The organism is Paeniglutamicibacter gangotriensis Lz1y, assembly GCF_000348945.1.
Lineage (GTDB): Bacteria > Actinomycetota > Actinomycetes > Actinomycetales > Micrococcaceae > Paeniglutamicibacter > Paeniglutamicibacter gangotriensis.
In genome coordinates this window covers 251,517-273,545 of the sequence record NZ_AOCK01000003.1, presented here as the reverse complement: position 1 = coordinate 273,545, position 22,029 = coordinate 251,517, and the positions used below count along the sequence as shown (strand labels likewise).

General features: G+C 64.8%; 15 protein-coding genes. 5 read left to right on the top strand and 10 right to left on the bottom strand.

The window, feature by feature from the left end; all coding sequences use genetic code 11:
* Positions 1 to 29: 29 nt before the first annotated feature.
* Both ADIAG_RS06515 and ADIAG_RS06510 read left to right on the top strand, forming a co-directional pair.
* Complete coding sequence (locus ADIAG_RS06515; RefSeq protein WP_043473708.1) at positions 30 to 1,436, top strand: NAD(P)H-quinone dehydrogenase; 1,407 nt, start codon at positions 30 to 32, stop codon at positions 1,434 to 1,436.
* A 246-nt stretch (positions 1,437 to 1,682) separates the two neighbouring features.
* A complete protein-coding gene (locus ADIAG_RS06510; protein ID WP_007270542.1) occupies positions 1,683 to 3,071 on the top strand; it encodes an MFS transporter in 1,389 nt (462 codons plus the stop codon).
* Between the two features lie 79 nt (positions 3,072 to 3,150).
* Here the strand turns inward: ADIAG_RS06510 and ADIAG_RS06505 are convergent, their stop codons facing one another.
* The 7 genes from ADIAG_RS06505 to ADIAG_RS06475 all read right to left on the bottom strand — a co-directional run bounded on the left by ADIAG_RS06505 (position 3,151) and on the right by ADIAG_RS06475 (position 12,753).
* Positions 3,151 to 3,675, bottom strand: coding sequence for a DinB family protein (locus tag ADIAG_RS06505; RefSeq protein ID WP_235045849.1), 525 nt, complete (start codon positions 3,673 to 3,675; stop codon positions 3,151 to 3,153).
* Positions 3,676 to 3,852: 177 nt separating this feature from the next.
* Positions 3,853 to 5,619, bottom strand: a complete 1,767-nt coding sequence (locus ADIAG_RS06500) for an acetyl/propionyl/methylcrotonyl-CoA carboxylase subunit alpha (protein ID WP_007270540.1) — start codon at positions 5,617 to 5,619, stop codon at positions 3,853 to 3,855.
* Between the two features lie 205 nt (positions 5,620 to 5,824).
* On the bottom strand, positions 5,825 to 6,052 hold the full coding sequence (locus ADIAG_RS06495) for a hypothetical protein (RefSeq protein WP_007270539.1): 228 nt from the start codon (positions 6,050 to 6,052) through the stop codon (positions 5,825 to 5,827).
* 177 nt (positions 6,053 to 6,229) lie between these two features.
* A complete protein-coding gene (locus tag ADIAG_RS06490; RefSeq protein ID WP_007270538.1) occupies positions 6,230 to 6,949 on the bottom strand; it encodes a Maf family protein in 720 nt (239 codons plus the stop codon).
* On the bottom strand, positions 6,946 to 10,491 hold the full coding sequence (locus ADIAG_RS06485) for an MMPL family transporter (RefSeq protein WP_007270537.1): 3,546 nt from the start codon (positions 10,489 to 10,491) through the stop codon (positions 6,946 to 6,948). Before ADIAG_RS06485 ends, ADIAG_RS06490 begins: the two co-directional genes overlap by 4 nt.
* A gap of 7 nt (positions 10,492 to 10,498) precedes the next feature.
* Positions 10,499 to 11,158, bottom strand: coding sequence for a TetR/AcrR family transcriptional regulator (locus ADIAG_RS06480; RefSeq protein ID WP_043473707.1), 660 nt, complete (start codon positions 11,156 to 11,158; stop codon positions 10,499 to 10,501).
* Positions 11,159 to 11,364: 206 nt separating this feature from the next.
* The gene (locus tag ADIAG_RS06475) at positions 11,365 to 12,753 is read right to left on the bottom strand and encodes a dicarboxylate/amino acid:cation symporter (RefSeq protein ID WP_007270535.1); all 1,389 of its coding nucleotides are present in this window, start codon (positions 12,751 to 12,753) and stop codon (positions 11,365 to 11,367) included.
* Positions 12,754 to 12,986: 233 nt separating this feature from the next.
* Between ADIAG_RS06475 and ADIAG_RS22065 the strand changes: the two genes are divergently transcribed.
* Entirely contained in the window at positions 12,987 to 15,560 is a 2,574-nt protein-coding gene (locus tag ADIAG_RS22065; protein ID WP_007270534.1) for a LuxR C-terminal-related transcriptional regulator, read from the top strand.
* A gap of 498 nt (positions 15,561 to 16,058) precedes the next feature.
* On the opposite strand, the gene ADIAG_RS06465 is transcribed toward ADIAG_RS22065, so the two are convergent.
* From ADIAG_RS06465 to ADIAG_RS06455, 3 genes are all read right to left on the bottom strand, one after another.
* Positions 16,059 to 17,726: a DUF885 domain-containing protein gene (locus tag ADIAG_RS06465; protein WP_007270533.1), complete on the bottom strand. Its 1,668-nt coding sequence runs from the start codon at positions 17,724 to 17,726 to the stop codon at positions 16,059 to 16,061.
* Between the two features lie 187 nt (positions 17,727 to 17,913).
* Positions 17,914 to 18,138, bottom strand: coding sequence for an acyl-CoA carboxylase subunit epsilon (locus ADIAG_RS06460; protein WP_043473706.1), 225 nt, complete (start codon positions 18,136 to 18,138; stop codon positions 17,914 to 17,916).
* A complete protein-coding gene (locus ADIAG_RS06455) occupies positions 18,135 to 19,748 on the bottom strand; it encodes an acyl-CoA carboxylase subunit beta (protein ID WP_007270531.1) in 1,614 nt (537 codons plus the stop codon). The genes ADIAG_RS06460 and ADIAG_RS06455 overlap by 4 nt, the downstream gene beginning before the upstream one ends.
* 194 nt (positions 19,749 to 19,942) lie before the next feature.
* Here ADIAG_RS06455 and ADIAG_RS06450 point away from each other — a divergent pair, with 194 nt between their 5' ends.
* Both ADIAG_RS06450 and ADIAG_RS06445 read left to right on the top strand, forming a co-directional pair.
* Positions 19,943 to 20,803, top strand: coding sequence for an SDR family oxidoreductase (locus ADIAG_RS06450; protein WP_007270530.1), 861 nt, complete (start codon positions 19,943 to 19,945; stop codon positions 20,801 to 20,803).
* A 40-nt stretch (positions 20,804 to 20,843) separates the two neighbouring features.
* A complete protein-coding gene (locus ADIAG_RS06445; RefSeq protein ID WP_007270529.1) occupies positions 20,844 to 21,842 on the top strand; it encodes a biotin--[acetyl-CoA-carboxylase] ligase in 999 nt (332 codons plus the stop codon).
* The last annotated feature ends 187 nt before the right edge of the window (positions 21,843 to 22,029 follow it).

Below are 22,029 nucleotides of genomic sequence, written 5' to 3'. Positions count from 1 at the left end.
TGGTGGCGGTTAGGGGAGAATAGGTAATCGTGAGTGCACAACGCGATACCAGTTCCCCTCGACTTGTCATCCTTGGCGGTGGCCCCGGTGGCTACGAAGCCGCCATGGTGGGCGCCCAGCTAGGCGCACAAGTCACCATTGTCGAGCGCGCGGGAATGGGTGGTTCCGCGGTTTTGACCGACGTGGTCCCCTCCAAGACCCTGGTTGCCACGGCCGATGCGATGCGCCGGGTGATCGGTGCGCGCGAGTTCGGCGTCCAGGTCGGCGACGCATCCACCGAAGCGGTGGCCGATCTGTCGGTCATGAACGCCCGGTTGCTGGAACTGGCCAGGGAACAGTCCTCGGACATCCACATGGGCCTCGAACGCGTGGGCGTGCGCATAGTCATCGGCGAAGGCAGGCTGCTGGATTCCAAGACCGTTGAGGTCACCCGGGCGGACGGCAGCGTCGAGAACATTGACGCCGACGCGCTGCTGGTCTCGGTCGGTGCGCACCCGCGCGAACTGCCCACCGCGATTCCCGACGGGGAGCGCATCTTCAACTGGACCCAGGTCTACAACCTCAAGGAAATCCCCGAGCACCTGATTGTTGTCGGTTCAGGTGTCACCGGCGCCGAGTTCGCTAGCGCGTATAACCTGCTGGGCACCAAGGTCACCCTGGTTTCCTCGCGTGACCGCGTGCTGCCCGGCGAGGACGCCGACGCCGCCGAGGTGCTCGAAGAAGCCTTCAAGAACAACGGCGTCAACGTCGTGGCCAAGTCCCGCGCCGAGGGCGTTGAACGCGAGGGCGACTCCGTCAAGGTGACCCTGAGCGACGGACGGGTCATCATCGGCAGCCACTGCTTGGTGGCGGTTGGTTCCATCCCCAACACCGCGGGTATCGGTCTGGAAGAAGCGGGCGTCAAGCTCACCGAATCCGGCCACATCCAGGTTGACGGCGTCTCGCGCACCACCGCCACCAATGTCTACGCGGCCGGTGACTGCACGGGCGTCTTCGCGCTGGCCTCGGTCTCGGCCATGCAGGGCCGCATCGCGATGGCCCACCTGCTGGGCGACTCGGTCAAGCCGCTGAAGCTCACCGAGGTTTCCTCGAACATCTTCACCTCCCCGGAGATCGCCACCGTCGGGGTTACCGAGGGCATGGTCGCCGAGGGCAAGTATCAGGCTGACATCATCAAACTGGATCTGGCCACCAACGCACGGGCGAAGATGATGAACGTGAACCAGGGCTTCGTGAAAATCCTGGCCCGCCGCGGCTCCGGAACCGTGATCGGTGGCGTGGTGGTAGCACCGCGTGCCTCGGAACTGATCTTCCCGATCGCCTTGGCCGTGCACAACAAGCTGCATGTTGATGACATCGCCGAGACCTTCTCGGTCTATCCCTCGCTCTCCGGGTCGATCTCCGAGGCCGCGCGCCGCCTCCACACCCACCTCTAAATCTCAGAGCGCATGGTGTTTGCCGCCGCGAATCGACTCTTCCCTCGGGAATAGGCGGTTTGCGGCGGCAGATGTCTTTAACGCTTGTCAGGTTCCGGATGGCGCCACGCCGGTGCGGTCGTTGCTAAAGGAGTGAGACTTGAGACACACTTGTCCAAATAGTGGAACGAGTGTCCACTCCTTGGACTTGAGTCCTAAACTTGTCCTAAACAACTTGCAGGAATCCACCAAGAGAAGCACGAGACAATGTCCAACAAGACCACGGTCACAGCACCGAAAGAAAACACACGCGGACGCGTGCTGTTTGCCAGCCTCATCGGCACCACCATTGAGTTCTTTGACTTCTACGCCTATGCCACGGCATCGGTGCTGGTCTTCCCGGCGCTGTTCTTCCCGAACGCGTCGAACGTCAATGCCATTCTCTCCTCCTTCGCGATCTTCGGCGTAGCTTTCGTTGCCCGACCAGTCGGCTCGATCCTCTTTGGGCACTTCGGTGACAGGATCGGACGCAAGGGGACCCTGGTGGCCTCGCTGCTGCTCATGGGTATCGCCACCTTCCTGATCGGCTTCCTGCCCCCGGCCCAAGGAAACTTCGTGGTGCTGGCGCCGCTAATGCTGGTGCTGCTGCGCTTCGCCCAGGGCCTGGCCCTCGGCGGCGAGTGGTCGGGTGCCGCGCTGCTGGCCACCGAGAACGCTCCGGCCAACAAGCGCGCCATCTACGGCACCTTCCCGCAGCTGGGTGCCCCCATCGGCTTCATCATCGCCAACCTGATCTTCGTGGGCCTGCAGCTGAGCCTGACCCCGGAGCAGTTCATGGCCTGGGGCTGGCGCGTGCCGTTCATCCTCTCCGCCGTCATGGTGGCCGTGGGACTCTGGGTCCGCCTGAGGCTGGTCGAATCGGTGGCCTTCACCAAGGTCGTGGACCAGAAGAAGGTGGCCAAGTCCCCGTTCAAGACCACCATGAAGTACCACTGGCGCCAGGTACTGGCCGGCACCTTCATCATGTTTGCCACCTACGTGCTCTTCTACCTGATGACCTCCTTCACCCTGACCTACGGCACCGCCGTGGACACCGTGGAGAAGGCCCAAGCGGCCGCCGAGGCCAAGGGCCAGGCCTTTGATGCGGCATCGTTTGCCCCGGGACTGGGCATTGACCGACCCGAGTTCCTCACGATGCTCATCATCGGTGTGGTGTTCTTCGGTATATTCACGGTGGTCTCGGGCCCGCTGGCCGAGAAATTCGGCCGGCGTAAGTTCCTGATCTGGGTGACTCTGGGCATCTTGGTCTTCGGTCTGGCGTGGACGCTGATGTTCGGTCCGGGCAAGGCCTCGGCCATGGTCGGCCTGATCATCGGCTTCACCCTGATGGGTCTGACCTTCGGCCCGATGGCCGCGTATCTGCCCGAGCTCTTCCCGTCCAATGTGCGCTACACCGGCTCCGCCGTGGCCTACAACTTCTCCTCGGTCTTAGGTGCTGCCCCGGCCTCGTTCGTGGCCATCGCGCTGTGGCAGTTCGGTGGAGGCAACACCGTCTGGGTCGGCGTCTATTTAGCGCTCGGCGCGGTGCTCACGCTCATCGCCCTGTTCCTGACCAAGGACACCAAGGACGTCGACTTTGAGAACAACGTCTCCTAGTAGCGTCTTCTAGCAACGGATTTCTCCGGCTGCCCGCATTCCTCGTGAATGCGGGCAGCGTGCGTTAAAGCCCAAGAGACTATTCGCCCACGGTCCCGTCGAGGCATTCGCGCAGCAGGTCGGCGTGGCCATTGTGCCGGGAGTACTCCTCGATCAGGTGGGTGAGGATCCAGCGTACCGATACCGTGCCGTGGTGCCCGGCCGCCACTGTACGTTCCAACGGTGCGGCGCCGAGGGCAACATCGGCATGGGCCATCTCCTCCTTCCATGCGGTGAAAGAGAGCTCCACCAGCTGGGCATCGGGTGCCGGGAAGTCGAAGTCGGTCTCTGTGCCGTCCTTGCCCCAGTACAGCGGCGGTGCTTGCTTCCCGGCCAGGCAGGAGCGGACCCAAAAGCGTTCCACATCGCTTAGGTGGCGCACCAAGACCAGCAAGGACAGCCCGGAAGGCGGAACCGCGCAGGTGCCCAGGGCTGTCGCGCTAAGCCCTGCGCATTTCATCTGAAGGGTGCGGCGCTGGCAGGCCAGGAACCCCCTCAAGGTCTGCCGCTCGCTGCCGCATCGCGGCGGATCGGGGCTCGGGTCCAGCGCGGGCTGTGTGCTCACGTCAGGTTTCATGCCCACCGGCCTAAGTGTACGCACCGACATGGGGAAGGCGTGTCGCGCGGAATTGCAGCCTCCCGTGGTCCAAGGCGGCAGTCGGCGCGGGACAGGCAAAAGGCGGGCCAGTCTTCCCTTGAGGAAGACCGGCCCGCCCGGATCGCTGTGCTGCGGCAGCGAGTGTTATTCGCCGATGGATGCCAGCACGGCGCCGGCGGAGACGGTGTCCCCGGGTACCGCGCTGAGTCCGGAGACCACGCCGTCGCAGTGGGCGGTCAGCGGTTGTTCCATCTTCATGGCCTCCAGGACCACGATCAAATCGCCCTCACAGACCACATCCCCGTCGGCTGCTGCGACCTTCACGATGGTGCCCTGCATGGGGGAGACCAGATCGGCGCCCGAGGCACCGGTGGTGGCCGAAGAGCGCGTGGAGCGCTTCTTCTTGCGGGTCTTGCCGTTGCTGCCCGAAGAAATCGATCCCAACGACGCCGGAAGCACCACCTCTAGGCGCTTGCCGCCGACTTCCACGGTGATCGCATGACGATCGGTGTCCTCGCCCGGGATGCCGGCGGTGGCAGGGTCCCAGGCAGGGATCTGGTTGTCGAACTCGGTCTCGATCCAGCGGGTATGGATGGAGAACGGGCCTTCCTCGGGGGTGAAGGCAACATCGTCCATGACCGCGCGGTGGAAGGCCAACACCGTGGGCATGCCCTCAATGCGGTACTCGGCCAGTGCGCGGCGGGCGCGCTGGATGGCCTGGTTGCGGGTGGCGCCGGTGACGATGAGCTTGGCGATCATCGAGTCGAAGTTCCCGGACACGGTTTCTCCGCAGACCACACCTGAGTCGATGCGCACACCGGGGCCGGTGGGCAGGTCCATCGCGGTGATGGTGCCGGGGGCCGGCATGAAACCGCGTCCCGCGTCTTCGCCGTTGATGCGGAACTCGAAGGAATGTCCGCGCACCTCGGGGTCGGTGTAGCCCAGCTCTTCGCCGCGGGCCAGCCGGAACTGTTCGCGGACCAGATCGATGCCCGTGACCTCCTCGGAGATCGTGTGCTCCACCTGCAGGCGGGTGTTGACCTCCAGGAAGGAGATCACCCCGTCCTGGCCGACGAGGAATTCGCAGGTGCCTGCTCCCACGTAGCCTGCTTCGACCATGATGGCCTTGGAGGCCTCGTAGAGCCGGGTGACCTGTTCCGGGCTCAGGAACGGTGCCGGGGCCTCTTCTACGAGCTTCTGGTTGCGGCGCTGCAGTGAGCAATCGCGGGTGGATACCACCACGACGTTGCCGTGCACATCGGCCAGGCACTGGGTCTCGACGTGGCGCGGGGCATCGAGGAAGCGTTCGACGAAGCATTCGCCGCGCCCGAAGGCGGCAACAGCTTCGCGGACCGCGGATTCGTAGGCTTCGGGGATTTCGTCCCGGTTGCGTACGACCTTGATGCCGCGACCGCCGCCACCGTAGGCGGCCTTGATGGCCATCGGCAGTCCGTGCTCATCGGCGAAGGCCAGCACCTCGTCGGTGGATTCGACAGGGTCCTTGGTGCCGGGGACCAGCGGGGCTCCGACCTTTTCGGCCAGGTGGCGGGCCTGAACCTTGTCACCCAGCTGGTCGATGGCTGCCGGTGGCGGGCCAATCCAGATCAGCCCGGCATCGATCACGGCACGGGCGAACCCGGCGTTCTCGGCCAGGAATCCGTAGCCGGGGTGCACCGCGTCGGCGCCGGAGCGTTTGGCGACATCGATGATCTTATCGATGTCGAGGTACGACTCGGCGGCGGTGGAGCCGCCCAATGAATACGCTTCGTCGGCCAACCGGCAATGCAGGGCATCGCGGTCAGGCTCGGCGTACACGGCCACCGATCCAATGCCCTCATCCCGGGCAGCGCGAATGATGCGTACGGCGATTTCTCCGCGATTGGCGATGAGAACCTTCGTCAACTGACTCATGGCAGGGGTGAACTCCTTTAAATATGCTCTTGTGGAGCCTACCCGCGGTTGTGGGATGTGTACCGCCAAACCGCCCAGTGTCGGCACCAAGTCACCATATCTTTGTAGGATTCATACAACTTCTCTCGGGCGCGGTGCCGGGTGCCGAGTTCCCGGGCCTCGAGCTGTGCGCGGCCCAGATTTGGGTGACGTGTACGCCCGCTCGCTACCGCCGGTTCTTCTTCCGGGCAGTGGCGCTGGTGGAGACCCATACTGCGCCCAGCATGGCCGCCATCGAGGAGCTCATCACGAGCATTCCGGGGGTGCTGCTCAACAGCCCGTAGATGAACAGTGCGGCCATGCAGGCGATCCCCATCGCGAAGCCGATCCATGCGTACTGGGCTCCGTTGACCCGGTTTGCTGGGGCGGTGGTGGCGATGCTGTTCGTGTTCATGGTTCCTCCTGCGTCGACGTTGTCACTTCAGCATAGAAACTACTTTCCACAATGGCAAGTACTTTCTTGGCGCAAGCTGTTTTGGCTCCCCGTGCCCTTCCCTCAAGAGGCCCAACGACCAGGAGGCCCGCACCGAGAATCGGTGCGGGCCTCCTGAAGGATGGCTAGTGCGGGTGTTTAGGCCCAGATGTCGGTTATGGACAGACCGGTCTCGTGCAGCAGCTCGCGCAGCGTGGCAACGTTCAGGCCGATGACCGTGTGCGGGTTGCCCTCGATGCTGCGGATGAAGGCGGCACCGCGCCCGTCGATGGTGAACGCTCCGGCGCACGGCAACGGTTCGCCGGAGGCTACATACGCGGCGATCTCTTCTGCTGACACCGTCTCGAAGTCCACCCGGGTGGAGGCGACCGCGCCGATGGTGGCCCCCGAGCCGCCGTCTGCTTCGTCTTCGGAACGATTATCGATGAGCCAGTGCCCGGTGTGCAGGATGCCGGACTTCCCGCTCATTGCTTCCCAGCGTTCGGTTGCTGCCTGCGCGGTATACGGCTTGCCGTAGCTGACACCCTCAAATTCGAAGACCGAATCGCAGCCAAGCACCACGGCCCCGTCCGCCGCGTCCATCGCGGCGACATCCTCGGCCTTGGACTTGGCCAGCAGCATTGCGGTGTCGGCCGGGCCCAGCTCGCCGAAGCGCTCGAGGGCGCTGGCCAGCACCGCGTCCTCGTCCACGGTGGAGACCTGCACGGCGAAGTCGATCCCGGCATCGGTGAGCACCTTGGCCCGGCCCGGGGAGGCTGAGGCCAGCACCAGCAGCGGCAGGTCCTCGGGGTTTTCGATATCCCCGAGGGCATCGGATGCGGTATTGGCGGTGGTATCGCTGTTTAGATTCTGGCTCATGCATCCACCGTATCCCGAGAGGCCGAGGCCTGCGGACCGCCCTGTTCCGGTCCGCCAGTAGGGTCGTCTTCGGCGTCCCGTGCGGCCAGGGCGGCGATCTTCGAGCCTTCCACATCCACATCCGGCAGGATTCGGTCCAACCAGCGCGGAATGTACCAGGCGTGCCGGCCCAGCAGATGCATGAGCGCCGGGGTCAGGGTCATCCGCACGATGAACGCGTCAAAGAGTACCCCGATGGCCAGCGCGAAGCCGATGGCCCGAATCATCGTCAGGTGCGAGAACACGAACCCGGCAAAGACGGAAGTCATGATCAACGCGGCGGCGGTGACCACCGGTGCCGAATGGGCGAAGCCGGAGCGCACCGCTGCGCGGGCAGGCTGTCCGTGCGCGAAGGACTCGCGCATCCCTGCGACCAGGAACACCTGGTAGTCCATGGCCAGGCCGAAGAGGATGCCGGTGAGCAGAATCGGCAGGAAGCTCATGATCGGTCCCGGGACGTTCACATCGAAGAGCGAACCGAACCAGCCGAGCTGGTACACCGCGACCGTTGCGCCGAAGGCCGCGGCCAGCGAAAGCAGGAAGCCGAAGGTGGCCAGCAGCGGCACGACGACCGAGCGGAACACCAGCAGCAGCAGAATCAATGACAATCCCACCACGATGCCGATGTACGGCGGCAACGCCTCGGCGAGCTTCTCCGAGACATCCACCTGCGCGGCAACCTGCCCGGTGACCGCGATGTGCGAGCCGGTGGCGGCCTGAATCTGAGGGGCGGCGTCGCGCAGTGCATGCACCAGCGCCTCGGTCTCGGCGCTGGCCGGACCCTCGTCCGGCAGCACCTGGATGGCCCCGAGATTGCGTTCCTCGTTGACCTGCACCGGGATTGCGGCGACTACTCCGGGGATGGCTCGCAGCTCATCTGCCACGTCCAGGTTTGCCGCATCGGCGCCCCGGGCATCCAGTCCGCCGGGCAAATCAGCCAGCACCAGCAGCGGGCCGTTGTACCCGGCACCAAACGCGTCGCTCATCTGCTCGTAGGCCTGGTAGGCGCCCGAATCCACGGGTTCGGCGCTGCCGTCGGGAAGGGCGGTGCGCAGCTGCGTGGCGGGCAGTGCCACCACCGCGAGCATGGCGATGGAGGCGATGACAGCGATCCACGGGCGGCGCGTGACCACGGCACCCCAACCGCGGTTTCCCGCGTCGTTGGACGGGGCGAGATTCTCGGCGTCCGGGGTCGAGGCCGCGGCGTCACGGCGTGCCCAGGCCCGCTTGGACACCAGCCGGTGCCCGATGACCCCCAACAGGGCCGGGGTCAGGGTGATCGCGATCAGCACCGCCATCATCACGGTGAATGCCGCGGAGAAGCCCAGCACGGAGAGGAACGGCAGGCCCGGCACGGCCAGCGCGGAGAGCGCGATGACCACCGTCAGCCCGGCGAAGACCACCGCGTTGCCGCTGGTGCCCGTGGCCCGGGCAATGGATTCGCCCAGCGGCACCCCATCGAGTAATTGGCGGCGGTGCCGGTGCACGATGAACAGCGAATAGTCGATGCCCACCGCCAGTCCCAGCATCAGCGCCAGCGCCGGGGTAATGGAGGCCATCTCGATGACCGAGGACAGCGCCAGGGTCCCGCCGACGCCTGCTCCCACCCCGAGCACGGCCATGAGCAGCGGCAGCCCGGCGGCCACCAGAGTGCCGAGCATGATCAGCAGCACCGCCGCGGCCACGGCCAGCCCGATGATTTCCGCTGCCCCGAAGATGGAGGAAAGGTCCTGCAGGATCTCCTTGGAGAAGAGCACCTCGACGCCTGCTGCCTCGGGTCCTGCGGCGATCGACTGGATGTCGGCGCGCTGCTCGGTGGTCAGCGCGTCGGTCTGCCCGACGAAGGTCACGTGGGCCACTGCGGTGGAACCATCCTCGGAGACAAAGCGCATGCCCGCAGAGGCTCCTGCCTGGCGCTTGGCGAAGGCCAGCTCGGCTCGCCCGGTGGCCAACTCCTTGGCGCCGGTCTCCAGCTTCGCCTCGGCCTGGGGCAGCTGCGCTGACTTCTCATCGACTACCTGTTGCCCGGTGAGCAGTGTGGCCTGGTTCTCTTCGATCTGCTGCTGACCATCGGCCAACTTCGCGGCGTTCGCGTCGAGCTCGGCCGCCCCGGCATTCAGCTGGGAGCGCCCGGAGGAGACCTTGGCCGCTGCTGCCTTCAGCTTGGCGCGGTTGGTGGCCAGCTCACCTGCCCCCGCGTCAAGCTTTTTCTTGGCGGCGGGGAGCTTGGCCGCTCCGGCCTCCAACTCGGCGGTCTTGGTCTTCAGGGTCTTGGTCCCGGAGGCCAGATCCTTGGCCCCGGCATCCAGCTTCGCCTGGGCAGCATCGAGTGATGCGAAGGCGGCGGTGCCCTCGGCGATTTGTTTCAGCCCGGCTTCGGCCTGGGCCTGGCCATCCAGCGCCGCCTCGCGCTGGGTGTACAGGCCCGGCGCCGTGGCATCGCCCGGCACCCCGTTGAGCGTGGACTTCAAAGCAGCAATCGTTGCTTCGAGCTCGGCGATGGCACCGTGTTGTTCGGCGGTTCGCTCCTTCTCGGGAATTTGCTTGAGCGGCTCCAACGCACCCTGGGCCTGGGCCAGTCCCTTTTCGGCGGCAGCGATCCCCGGGTTCAGCTTCGCCAGCCCGGCCTTGGCGGCGGCCAACGCCTGCGTGGCCTGCGCCTTGCCGGCGGCCAGCTCACCTTCGAGGGTGGTGCGGGACTTTCCCTGCAGCAGTTTCTTCATTCCGGCGTCGTACTGCTTTTGGCCAGCTGCCAGTTCCTTGGCTGCTGCATCAAGCTTCGCCTGCCCGGCGGCCAGCTCCTTGCGGCCCTCGGAAACCTGCTTGGCACCGGATTGGTACTCGCGGTTGCCCGCGTCCCACTTCTTTTGCCCGGCATTTAGTTGTGCCTGCCCGCTTTTCAGTGCCGCCTCACCGGTGGCAAGTTTGGCCGCCGCGGCATCGAGTTGTGCCTGTCCGTCGGCTAATTGCGCTTTGCCCTCGGCAAGCTGCGTCTTGGCGTCCCCCAGCTGCACGCGCCCGGAATCGAGCTCCGCCTGGGCGTCCTGCAAGGCCTTCTGGCCCTCTTCCAACTGCTTTTTACCGTCGGCCAGTTGCTCGGCGGCATCGTCGAGCTTCGCCTGTCCCTTGGCCAGCTCGGGAGTGGCATCGTCGAGCTGCTGTTGCAGTTCCAGCGGCTGGGCCACGTCGGTGATCTCCGACTGTCCGGCCAAATCCTGCAGCGCGGCTTCGATCGACTGATCCTGGGCGGGGGACAGTGCGGAGCCGTCCTGGGTGCGGAAGACGATGGACCCGGTGCCGCCGGCCAGATCCGGCATTTCCACCTTCATCCGGTCCAAGGTGCGCTGGGTTTCGGTGCCGGGGATGGAGAAGCTGTTGGTCAATTTGCCCATGAATGCCCCGGCGCACAGGCCGATGATCAGCAACAGGACGGCCCAGAGTGACACGACGGCCCAACGCCGGGCATAGGCCCAGGCACCGAGGCGGTACAGGAAGGAAGCCATGGTGTTCTCAGGCCTTTCGGGTGTGCTGTGCACGTTGTTGCAGGGAGGGGAAGCCGTCGCGCAATTGGGCGATGGCCTCGGCCAGAGTGGCGCGGAGCATCTGGGTGCGGCGCGGGTCGGCGGGGTCCCGGGCCTCGGTGAGTTGGCGGGACCACTGGCCGAAGGCTGCCTTGCCGGCACCGATGATGCATTGGGCGAAGACCCGGGCCGCCAGCTCGGTGCCGTTCGGTGCCCGGGCGGTGATGATCTCGGTGAGCGCCTCGGCGCAGTCGTTCCACGCCTCCAGCTGCATCCTGGCCATCTGGGGGTGTTCGGAGGCCAGCAGGTACAGATTTGCGATGGGCTCGAGCAGGGCCGGGTCGACTAGGGATTCCACGGTGGTGACGGCGGCGGAGAGCAGGTCGATGCCCGGGTCCACCTCGTCGAGCACCGCCACCGCATTCTCTAGCAAAAGCTTGGTCGGCTCGTTTAACGCGGCCTCGATGGAGGGGAAATAGTTGAAGAAGGTGCGGCGGGAGACCCCGGCGGCATCCGCAACGGATTCGGCGGTCAGCCCTTCGTAGCCGACGGACTGCAATTGCTCGAAGACGGAACGGACGATGGCCTGGCGGGTGGCGGCCTTGTTTAGTTCGCGCCGGGACACGGGGGGAGAAGAAGGAAGATCCACGTTTCTACACTACGTGCAAAGTTGCATGCCGTGCAATTTGACGATGATTTTCCTGTAACCGCTGCCGCACCCTGCCGCCTTGGCACACCCAAAAGGGCGGACCGCCCGGCCCGGCGAATGCTGATGCATCCGTCGAGCCGGAGGGCCCGCCCTGAATAAGGTGGTGACTACTCTCTGGGTCTTGTGCTCCCTGGGTTCTGGAGGGCTTAGACCGACGCGGGCGCGTCCTGGCGCACCTCGGCGTCGGCCTTGAACTCGTCGTTGAACGGGTCCCCGAGACGCGAGGCGTTGTACAGCTCCGCGTCCAAGATGCCTTCGCGCTTGGCGACGATGGTCGGAACCAATGCCTGACCGGCGACGTTCACCGCGGTGCGACCCATGTCCAGGATCGGGTCAACGGCCAGGATCAGGCCGACGCCGGCAAGCGGCAGTCCCACGGTGGACAAGGTCAGGGTCAACATGACCACGGCACCGGTGGTACCGGCCGTGGCTGCAGAGCCCAAGACCGAGACCATAGCGATCAGCAGGTAGTCGGTCAGCGTCAAATCGATGCCGAAGAACTGGGCGACGAAGATCGCGGAGATCGCCGGGTAGATCGCGGCGCAACCGTCCATCTTGGTTGTGGCGCCCAGCGGCACGGCGAACGATGCGTAGGCCGAGGGCACACCCAGGTTGCGTTCGGTCACTCGCTGGGTCAGCGGCAGGGTGCCGATGGAGGAGCGGGAGACGAAGGCCAGCTGCACGGCGGGCCAGACCCCGGAGAAGTACTGCTTGATGCTCAGCCCATGTGAGCGGACCAGGATCGGGTAGAGGCCAAAGAGCACCAAGGCCAGACCGATGTAGATGGCCAAGGTGAACTTGCCCAGCGCGCCGATGGTGTCCCAGCCATAGGTGGCCACCGCGTTGCCGATCAGTCCCACGGTGCCGATGGGGGCCAACCGGATGATCCACCAGAGGATCTTCTGGATGACGGAGAGTGTGGCGGCGGAGAAGTCCAGGAACGGGCGGGCTGCGGCACCGACCTTAAGTGCTGCGATGCCCACGGTGATGGCGATGACCAGCACTTGGAGCACGTTGAAGCTCAGTGCGGTGCTTACGTCCCCGCCCTCGGCGACCTTGGTCGTGGCGTCCAGGCCCAGGAAGTTGGAGGGGATCAGTCCGGTGAGGAACGACCACCAGTCACCGGTGCGCCCGTCATATTCGGGCGGTGCGGTTTGGCCGGTCCCGGCACCGGGGCGCAGTACGGTGCCCAGTGCCATGCCGATGACCACGGAGATGGCGGAGGTGATGGCAAACCACAAGATGGTCTGCCAGGCCAGGCGTGCCGCGTTGGTGACCTTGGCCAGGTTGGCGATTGAGGCGACGACCGCGAAGAAGATCAGCGGGATGACCGCGGCCTTGAGCAGGGAGATGTAGCTGGAGCCCAGTGTGGCCAGTGTGGTGCCCAGCCCGGTCGGGGTGTCCTTGGTGTGGCCGGTGTATTTCGCCAGTAGGCCCAGTCCGAGGCCCAGGATCAGGGCGATGATGATTTGCGGGCCAAATGCTGTGGCCCAAGCGGGGATGCGCCGCTGGGGCGTCGTCTTTGAAGTAGTCACGCTAAGAAGCTAGGCGGTGAACCATAGCAAATGACAGCCAGTATTGAGCATTGTTACGCAGGGGACCCCCATACCCGGTTATTGCGGCGTATTTGTGTTCCATTACATATCGTGGGTCCCCGATGTTAAGCTGAGCTTTCAAGCAATCGGCAATTATGGTACTTCTACGCGCCTTTCGACTGGTTCTCGGCTCCCGCAGAAGACCATTCGGGGGAGCGAGGTTTAAAGATCAGATGATCTGGGAGAGCAACGAAGAATCGATTCCACGACCACGCCTCGATGGGTTGTTCGATCGCGCACTCTCTTCCTCGGTCGTTATTGCCAGGGGGCAACGCGGCAGCGGCAAACGAGTGGCCGTGCGTGGATGGCTCTCCCGGCGCGATGCGCCGGCCAACAGCTGGAGCTGGATCGAATGTCTTCCGGATGAGACCCGCCTCGAGGAGTTGCTCGCCCACCAGTTCGCACAAGCAGCCGAGCCCGATTCCCATCTTGTGGTGCTCGCAGGCCTTGGCGCAGCCCATGAACCACAGCTCAGCCAATATCTTCAGGACATGGGACGTGAATACCCCGACCGCAGGGTTGTGATGCTGACCCGCGAGTACTTGGAGTTTGAACGCCAGCGCACTTTGTTGCCGCTGGGCATCAACGTCATCGCGCCGCACGAATTTGGCTTCACCGCAGACGAGGCCGCCGCATATTTCCGCGGGACCGCACTGGAGGACTACGCCGTCCCGCTGTCCACGGAGCTATGTGGCACCCCGGTATTGCTGCGCATGGCCAGGCTTCGTGCCGAGACGATGGAAACGCCCGTATCGGCACGGTCGGCGGGACGTCGCAGGAAGCCGCCGACCTTGGCCGGGCTGCAGGATCCAAGGTCCGCCGAGCTGTCACCCGTGGCCAAGGAATATCTGGCCGAAGTGCTCTCCGCCGTGGAGCGCGACGTCAAGATGTTGCTGGAGAACGAGGACTTCGGCCCGGGGGAGCGGGATTTTTTTGCGGTACTAGCCGTGCCCACGACGGTGCCCCACGCGCTGGTGAAGCACCTGACGTCCCAACAGCCCGACAAGTGGCTCGCGGATCTCGAGGCCCGCGGGCTGCTGTACCGTTGCTCGCGGAACCCCGATGAGGAATATTGCCTGCACCCTCTCCTGCGGCGGGTGGCTGTCAACACCTACCTCGCCTCGGATGCCGACCGGATGGGATCGCTGCACCGTATTTGTGCCCGCTACGAGATGGCCCGGGGCTCGGCGTTCCGCGCCCTGCGACATGCGTTGGCGGCGCCGGACCACCAACTGGCATCCGAGGTCTTGCGCATGCACGCCGATGAATATCTCGACGGGGAGCTGGGCACCCGCGGTTCGCTGCTGCTTGACGAGCTGCCACTGACGGTCCTGGCACGTTACCCGATGCTTGCCATCTGCTTGGCGATCGCCTACAGCTCCACGGGGAACTTCAAGCTCAAGACCCTGGAATTGTTGGCGCTGGCCTCGGCCGGGGCACGGACGGTGGGACGAAAGGCTGCGCCCGCCGACCGGCTGGTCATGATGGTGATTGAATCCGTTGCCGCCAGACTCAGCGGCATCGGTGAGCTGTCGGTCAAGGCCGCGCGCAGCGGCATCACCCTCCATCGGGAGATGTCTCTGGAACAACGCGATGACCTGGGGCCTTTCGAAGGGGCGATGCTGGTCCAATTGGCGCTGGGTCTGCATGCCGGCGGTGCCGGGGACGAGGCGTTCATCGCAGCCGAGCTGGGGGTTTCGTCGGACCATCGGCACCGCCGTGTCGACAACGACCACTACGCGACCACGGTGCAGGCCTACCTCTATGCCCTGAGCGGGGACATTCACAGGTGTTCGGCGCTGCTGTCCGAATCGGCTCCTGAGCATTGGGCCGATCCCGATACCAACCCGTATTTCGCGACCCCGTTCAGGTTGGCCTCCTTCGTCTGCGCCATGGAGGAGCAGCGGTTCGACGACGCGGCACGCTGGGTGGAGCTGGCGCGCATCGACCAGCACAACAACGAATTCTGGCCGGCCATACGCTTGGCCGAGGCGCTTCTGGCGGTCGTCAACGGGGAAACAACTACGTCGCTGGTGCGCATGCAAGGATATCTAGTGCGCGAACGAGAACAACCGGTGGCGCAGCGGGTCGGCAAGAGCATGCTGGTATCGGCTTCGTGCTTGTTGAACCTTGCGGCGGGGGACCCAATCAACGCGTTGAAGATCGCGGCCAAGTCAAACTCGGAGACCTCCAAGACGATGATGCAGGCGCGGGTCCGGCTTGCCCAGGGAGACCCTCAGGAGGTCCTGCGACTCTGTACGGCGTTGGGGGTGGCGGTGCAGCCACGTACACGCTTCGCGCAGGCCGTGTTGGTGCTCGGCGCTTCGCTGCAGCAAAACAATCGCACGGTCATTGGCGGGGCGTTTCGTACGGTGGCGGCGTTGAGCGAGGAATACGGGTTGGCCATGGCGTTGAACCTGCTTCCTGCCCCGGACCTGGAACGGGTGCTTGCCGAAAGCCGCGCGCTGGGGATCGAACTCAGGATCGATCCGAACACCGTCTCAAACATCCCCGGTGGATTGGGCAGGGCGGAGTTGAGCGCCAGGGAGCTGGCGGTTTTGGAGGAATTGGTCATGACCGGAAGTGCGGCCGAAATCGCCGGGCACCAGTTTGTTTCCGTCAACACCGTCAAGAGCCAGCTGCGCAGCATCTACCGCAAACTTGGTGTCTCGGACCGGGCTTCCGCGTTGGAAGCTGCACGAGTACAGGGTCTCGTGACGAGCCCGGAAGTGGAAAACTTCGACTAGGCCCGCAGCGTCTTTGACGCGCGGTGTGTGGCTGCGCACGACCCACAAGCCATGAGTTAGAAATTGGGGAGATGGTCTGTACCAACACTAGACTCAAAACCATCCCCCTGCCGGCACTGATGCAGCCCCCAAGCAATGCACCATGCCGCGCTGCGAATTCTCCCAGCAACTAAGGCTTTTATCCGCGAGGTGGAGTTTTCCGGTTTCCCGGGCCGTGGTCACCTCTGCGTAATTCGCAGCAACAAGTCTCACTATGGCAGGAAATGAGGTGGAATAGCAGTGATGAGAGTCGGATTCACCCTCGCCTTCACCCTCGCTCCAGGGTAATTCCATGCTCCACGTCAAGCGGTTTGCGCGTGGTGGACTAAATGCCTGTTCAGCCCGGGAATTGAATTCGATGGCTGCGTGCCGGACGGGGATGATCCGTCACGGGTCCCGGCCGCAAAACTGCAGACGGGAACCCGCCGCGCACTCATCCATGGGCGCGGGAGACGGAACTTAGGCCAACAGCGCCCGGCGCAGAGTATCCAGTCCCACCGACCCGAGCCCCAAGGCTTGGGTATGGAAGGCCTTCAAATCAAAGTCCGCCCCGGCCCGGGAAGCACGCTCATCGCGGATCTGCTCCCAGAGGCGCTGGCCGACCTTGTAAGCCGGTGCTTGGCCCGGCCAGCCGAGGTAACGGGTGAACTCGAATTCCAACTGCCCGGCCGAGATGTCCAGGTTCTTCTGCAGGAAAGCGAAACCCGATTCGCTGTCCCAAGTTCCCGTGCCCCAGGCTTCGGGGATCTCAAGTTCTAGGTGCACACCGATGTCAAAGACGACGCGGGCGGCACGCATCCGTTGGGCGTCGAGCATGCCCAGGTGGTCTCCCGGGTCATCGAGGTGGCCCAAATCGTGCATCAGGCGCTCGGCGTACAGGGCCCAGCCCTCGCCGTGCCCCGAAACCCAGCAGGCGTGGCGGCGCCAGTTGTTGAGGGTGTCGCTGGCCATAACTGCGGTGGCCACCTGCAGGTGGTGGCCCGGGACGCCCTCATGGTAGACCGTGGTGAGCTCGGCCCAGGTGGTGAACTGGTCCTCACCCTCGGGTACCGACCACCACATGCGGCCCGGCCGGCTGAAGTCCTCTGAGGGGCCGGTGTAATAGATGCCGCCCTCTTGGGTGGGCGCGATCATGCACTGGATCTGGTCCATGGGTGCGGGGATCTCAAAGTGGCTGCCACCAAGGGCAACGATCGCGGCGTCGGACTTCTCCTGCATCCAGGTTTTTAGTGCCTCGGTCCCGGCCAGCTGCCGTGCCGGGTCCTGATTCAAGATCTCCTTGGCCTGCTCGATGGTGGCTCCGGGCTTGATCTGGTCCGCCACGCGCTCCTGTTCGACGATGATGCTGGCCAGCTCGTTCACACCCCAGGCGTAGGTTTCCTCCAGATCGACCTCGGCACCCAGGAAGCGGCGTGACATCAACGCGTAGTATTCCCGGCCCACCGCATCCTTCTCGGGGGCCAGCGGCAGTAATTCCTGCTCCAGTACCGTGGCCAGACGCAGGTACGCGGCGTTCGCCGCCTGAGCACCGGAGCTCAGGCGCTCACCGAGCGTCGCATCGACTGCGGTGCCGGCCGCAGCCAAGGCATCGAAGAAGCCGCCGTCCTTGGCGTAGTCGCGTCCCTGGGAAATCACGATTTTGACCTGCCGGGCTGCGGAGACCAGGCCGCGGGCTGCGGAGTCGCGTAGCGAGGCGATGTAGCCGTCCATGGCGGTGGGCAGGTTGTGCATGCGCTCGGCAATGAACCCGTAGTCCGCGCCGGTCTCCTGCGGCATCAAATCGAAGATGGCCCGCAGTTCCTGGGCGGGGGAGGCGATGTTGTTCAGCTCGGTGCGGCGGGTTTCGGCGATTTCGATTTCCAGGCCGAGGCGCTCATTCATGGCATCGAGGGTTGTTGCATCGATTTCGTCCACAGGTTCCAAGACCTGGAGCTTGGCCAGGGTCTGGCGTGCGGCAGCGGTCAGTGCCGCGATACCCGATGGCGAGTAGTCGGAGTAGGAAGCCTCTTGTCCGGGCAGCCCCAGCTCGGTGGCGAATTCCGGGACGAGTTCGAGCAGGCTGCTAAAGAAATCGTTGGCAACGGCGTCGATGGCGCTGGGTGTGCGCACGGATGTGGTGTTGGTCATGCCACCAGCCTAAGCGCATATGAAAGTGTTGTTGAAGATTTCGGAGTGAAACTTTTGACCGGGTGTTGGGCAGATGCCGCAAGGGTCCGGCGCGAGCAGGTTTTTCTACCGCGTGCCGGACCTTTGCAACATCGCCAAGTGAACCAGTGAACCAGTAACTCATGTCCTGAGGGCGGTTCACGTCAGGCTATTGTCGGCCGACCTTCCAAGGCAGTGGGGCTGCATTGAGCGCGCGGCGCCGACGGATACGTCCACGGCGCAGTTCGGTGCCCGAAGGAGCTGTGGCGCCGTGGTCCGTCGAATCCATCGCGGAGATGATCGCGGTAAGCGCCGCGATCTCCTCGGCCGTGGGATTTCCGCGGGTGATCTGCACGGCCGCGAGCGCGTCCGGTCCCATCTGGTCGGTGCTCACAGCGGGATGTTCCCGTGCTTCTTGGCCGGCAGCGCGGCGTGCTTGTCGCGGGTGGCGCGCAGGCCGCGGACGATCTGCAACCGGGTTTCGGATGGGGCGATGACCGCGTCCACATAGCCAAGCTCGGCTGCCTGGTAGGGGTTGAGCAGTTCGGCCTCGTAGCCCTCGATGATCGCGGTGCGCCGGGCCTCCACGTCGCCGCCCTCGGCGGCCACTGCTGCAAGGTCGCGGCGGTAGAGGATGTTCACGGCTCCCTGGGCGCCCATCACGCCGATCTGCGCCGTCGGCCAAGCCAGGTTGATGTCTGCACCAAGTTTCTTGGAACCCATCACGATGTACGCTCCGCCGTAGGCCTTGCGCGTGATCACCGTCAGCTTCGGCACGGTGGCCTCGGCGTAGGCGTAGAGCAGCTTGGCGCCGCGGCGGATGATGCCCTGGAATTCCTGGTCCTTGCCCGGCAGGAAGCCCGGGACATCGACCAGGGTGAGGAGCGGGATGTTGAAGGCGTCGCAATTGCGCACGAAGCGGGCGGCCTTCTCGGATGCGGCGATATCGAGGGTGCCGGCGAACTGCATCGGCTGGTTGGCGACGATGCCGATGGTGGCGCCCTCGACGCGGGCGTAGCCGATCATCACATTCGGCGCGTACAACGACTGCATCTCCAAGAAGATACCGTCATCGACGATGTGCTCGATCACCTTGCGCATGTCGTAGGGCTGGTTGGCCGAGTCCGGGATCAGTGCATCGAGCTCGAGGTCCTCGGCGGTGATTTCGAGTTCCTCGTCGAATTCGGTGGCCGGGGCATCGGAGATGTTGTTCGAGGGCAGGAACTCAAGCAGTTCCTTGCAGAACTCGATCGCATCGGATTCGTCGGTGGCCAGGTAGGTGGCGGTGCCGGTGGTGGCGTTGTGCTGGCGCGCGCCGCCCAAGGTCTCCATGTCCACTTCTTCGCCGGTGACGGTCTTGATCACATCGGGGCCGGTGATGAACATGTGGCTGGTCTTATCGACCATGATCACGTAATCGGTCAGTGCGGGGGAGTATGCCGCGCCGCCGGCGCTGGGGCCCATGATCAGCGAGATCTGCGGGACCACACCGGAGGCATGCACGTTGTTGCGGAAGATGTCGGCAAACATCGCCAGCGAGGCGACACCCTCCTGGATGCGTGCGCCGCCGCCGTCGAGGATACCGACGACCGGGCAGCCGGTACGCAGCGCGAATTCCTGGACCTTGACGATCTTTTCGCCGTTGACCTGGGACAGGGAACCGCCGTAGACGGTGAAGTCCTGGGAATAGACCGCGACCTGGCGCCCGTCCACGGTGCCGTAGCCGGAGACCAGTCCGTCGCCCAAGGGGCGCTTCTTGTCCATGCCGAAGGCGGAGGTGCGGTGCACGGCCAGGGCATCGAATTCGACGAATGACCCCTCGTCGAGCAGCATCTCAAGGCGTTCGCGGGCGGTGTGCTTGCCGCGGGCGTGCTGCTTTTCGATGGCTTCGGCGCCCGAGGGCGCCTGGGCGAGGGCCTCGCGGCGACGGAACTCGGCGATCTTGCCCACAGTGGTGGTCAGGTCGATCGATTCCGTGGCGTCAGCGATGCGGCTCTGGGTCATCCCATGGCTCCCTTGAAGTAGTTACGTAGTAGGAAAGGCACAACAACCATGCCACCTTGGCCAGTCTAATGAGGCTATGGGCCGAATTGTGTGTAGGAATGCTACAAATTCGTACCGTGTTGGGGCGCGAGTCGTCCATAAAATAAGTTACTCACGAGTAGCAAACTGTCGGCGGTTCACGTAATGTGGCTCACATGAGTGAATCCCCCCGCGACGTCATCGCCCCCAATGCCAAGCCCCTGCAGGGCAAGACCATCCTGATGAGCGGAGGCAGCCGCGGCATCGGGTTGGCCATCGCCTTGCGTGCGGCAGCGGACGGAGCAAACGTGGCCATTATGGCCAAGACCGCCACCGCCCAGGCCAACCTCGCCGGAACCGTGTTCACCGCCGCAGATGAGATCACCGCCGCCGGAGGCGCGGCATTGGCCATCGTGGGAGATGTACGCAACGACGAGGATGTGGCCTCCGCCGTCGCCCAAACGATCGAGCGCTTCGGCGGCATCGACATGGTGGTCAACAACGCCTCGGCCATCGACCTTTCCACCACCGACGACGTATCGATGAAGCGCTACGACCTGATGATGGACATCAACGTGCGCGGTACCTTCCTGCTGTCCAAGTGCGCGCTTCCGCACCTGCGCAAGAGCGAGAACGGACACATCCTGACCCTCTCGCCGCCGCTGAACCTTGATCCGATGTGGGCAGGCAAGCACTTGGCCTACACCATGGCCAAGTACGGAATGTCCATGACCACCCTGGGCCTGGCCGAGGAATTGCGTGACACCGGCATCGGGGTGAACTCGCTGTGGCCGGCGACGCTGATCGACACCGCAGCGATCCGCAACATGCCTGGTGGAGACAAGATGGTCCAGGCCGCTCGCTCGGCCCGTATCGTCGCCGACGCAGCCCAGGCGATCCTGAGCTCCGACGCACGGAGCTGCAGCGGAAACTTCTTTACCGACGAGTCGGTGCTGGCCGCCGCGGGCATCACCGACCTGTCCGGATACTCCATGGGCGCCCCCGAATCCGCCCTGATCGGCGACATCTTCTTGTAGGCCGGTTCCCCCGGAGCCACGGATCGATAGGCTGGGAGGCATGAGCATTAAACCGCACCCGGAAACACCCGAAAACCAGCGCGCAACCTCGGATGCCGCCGCGGACCCTGTAGCCGGCGCGGCGGACCGTGTGCCGTTGGATGAGCCCCGGCTGCGCACCGTCATGGACGAACTGGGCATGGGGGAGCTGTGGGTCAGCGAGCACACCGGGTCGACGAACGATGATCTGGCGCAGCGCGCTACCCACCAGCCGTTGACCAACCTGTCGGTCGAAACCACCGAACACCAGATGGCGGGGCACGGGCGGCTGGGCCGCGGCTGGCAGGCCCCGGCACGCAGTTCCCTGGCCACCAGCATCTACTTCCGTCCCGCCCCCGGATTCAATCAGGCCGGACTGGCCTGGCTGTCGATGCTCTGCTCCACCGCGATGGTGTGGACGCTGCGTGAGGACGCCGGGGTGGGGGCCGGGCTGAAATGGCCCAACGACGTGGTGGCCGGGGGAAGCAAGGTCTGCGGGGTGCTGGCCCAGCTGGTCATGCGCCCCGAAGGCCCGGTAGTCATCGTCGGCGCCGGGCTCAACGTCTCACTCACCGCCGCGGAGCTGCCGGTAGCCACCGCCGCAAGCCTGGGCACCCTGGGTGCCGCGACCCTCGATAGAACATTGCTGCTGGAAGGTTACCTGCGCCGGGTGACGCACTTGTTCCGGGCCTTCGAAGGAGCCGGCGGCAATGCTTCGACCCCTGCCCGATACCCGGTTCCCCAGCAGCTGTCAGCCCCCGAGGCCGACTCCGTCGCCCCCATGGCGCCAAGCCAGGTGCGGGACACGTCCAGCAGCCTGCGCGAAGTGGTGCGTTCGGCCATGGTGACCATCGGACACCAGGTCGATGCGCACCTGCCCAACGGCACGGTGTTGCGCGGCACCGCCACTGACCTGGACGCCGAAGGCGCGCTGAGGGTCCGCGACGAGGCCGGGACCGAGCACCACATACTGGCCGGTGACGTCCAGCACCTGCGCCGCTCCGACGGCAGCTACGCCTAAGCGGCTGAAGATGGGTGAGGCATGCAACGGGACCGGGCCTTTGCCCCGTGAGACGGGGAAGAATGCTGGCGGCGTGCAGACGCCGCAGCACGGTGCACGGGCGGGCCGAAGACCAAAACGTGGGAGCGCTAGAACTACCATGGACAGGGAGCAAGACCGGCACGCACAACCGGTGTGTGGGTTGAAG

Excerpts from the sequence above, each read along its gene's own strand:
- ADIAG_RS06510 (WP_007270542.1), top strand. The coding sequence starts at position 1,683 with ATGTCCAACAAGACCACGGTCACAGCACCGAAAGAAAACACACGCGGA.
- ADIAG_RS06450 (WP_007270530.1), top strand. The coding sequence starts at position 19,943 with ATGAGTGAATCCCCCCGCGACGTCATCGCCCCCAATGCCAAGCCCCTG.
- ADIAG_RS06495 (WP_007270539.1), bottom strand. The coding sequence starts at position 6,052 with ATGAACACGAACAGCATCGCCACCACCGCCCCAGCAAACCGGGTCAAC.
- ADIAG_RS06465 (WP_007270533.1), bottom strand. The coding sequence starts at position 17,726 with ATGACCAACACCACATCCGTGCGCACACCCAGCGCCATCGACGCCGTT.
- ADIAG_RS06445 (WP_007270529.1), top strand. The coding sequence starts at position 20,844 with ATGAGCATTAAACCGCACCCGGAAACACCCGAAAACCAGCGCGCAACC.
- ADIAG_RS06485 (WP_007270537.1), bottom strand. The coding sequence starts at position 10,491 with ATGGCTTCCTTCCTGTACCGCCTCGGTGCCTGGGCCTATGCCCGGCGT.
- ADIAG_RS06455 (WP_007270531.1), bottom strand. The coding sequence starts at position 19,748 with ATGACCCAGAGCCGCATCGCTGACGCCACGGAATCGATCGACCTGACC.
- ADIAG_RS22065 (WP_007270534.1), top strand. The coding sequence starts at position 12,987 with ATGATCTGGGAGAGCAACGAAGAATCGATTCCACGACCACGCCTCGAT.
- ADIAG_RS06490 (WP_007270538.1), bottom strand. The coding sequence starts at position 6,949 with ATGAGCCAGAATCTAAACAGCGATACCACCGCCAATACCGCATCCGAT.
- ADIAG_RS06500 (WP_007270540.1), bottom strand. The coding sequence starts at position 5,619 with ATGAGTCAGTTGACGAAGGTTCTCATCGCCAATCGCGGAGAAATCGCC.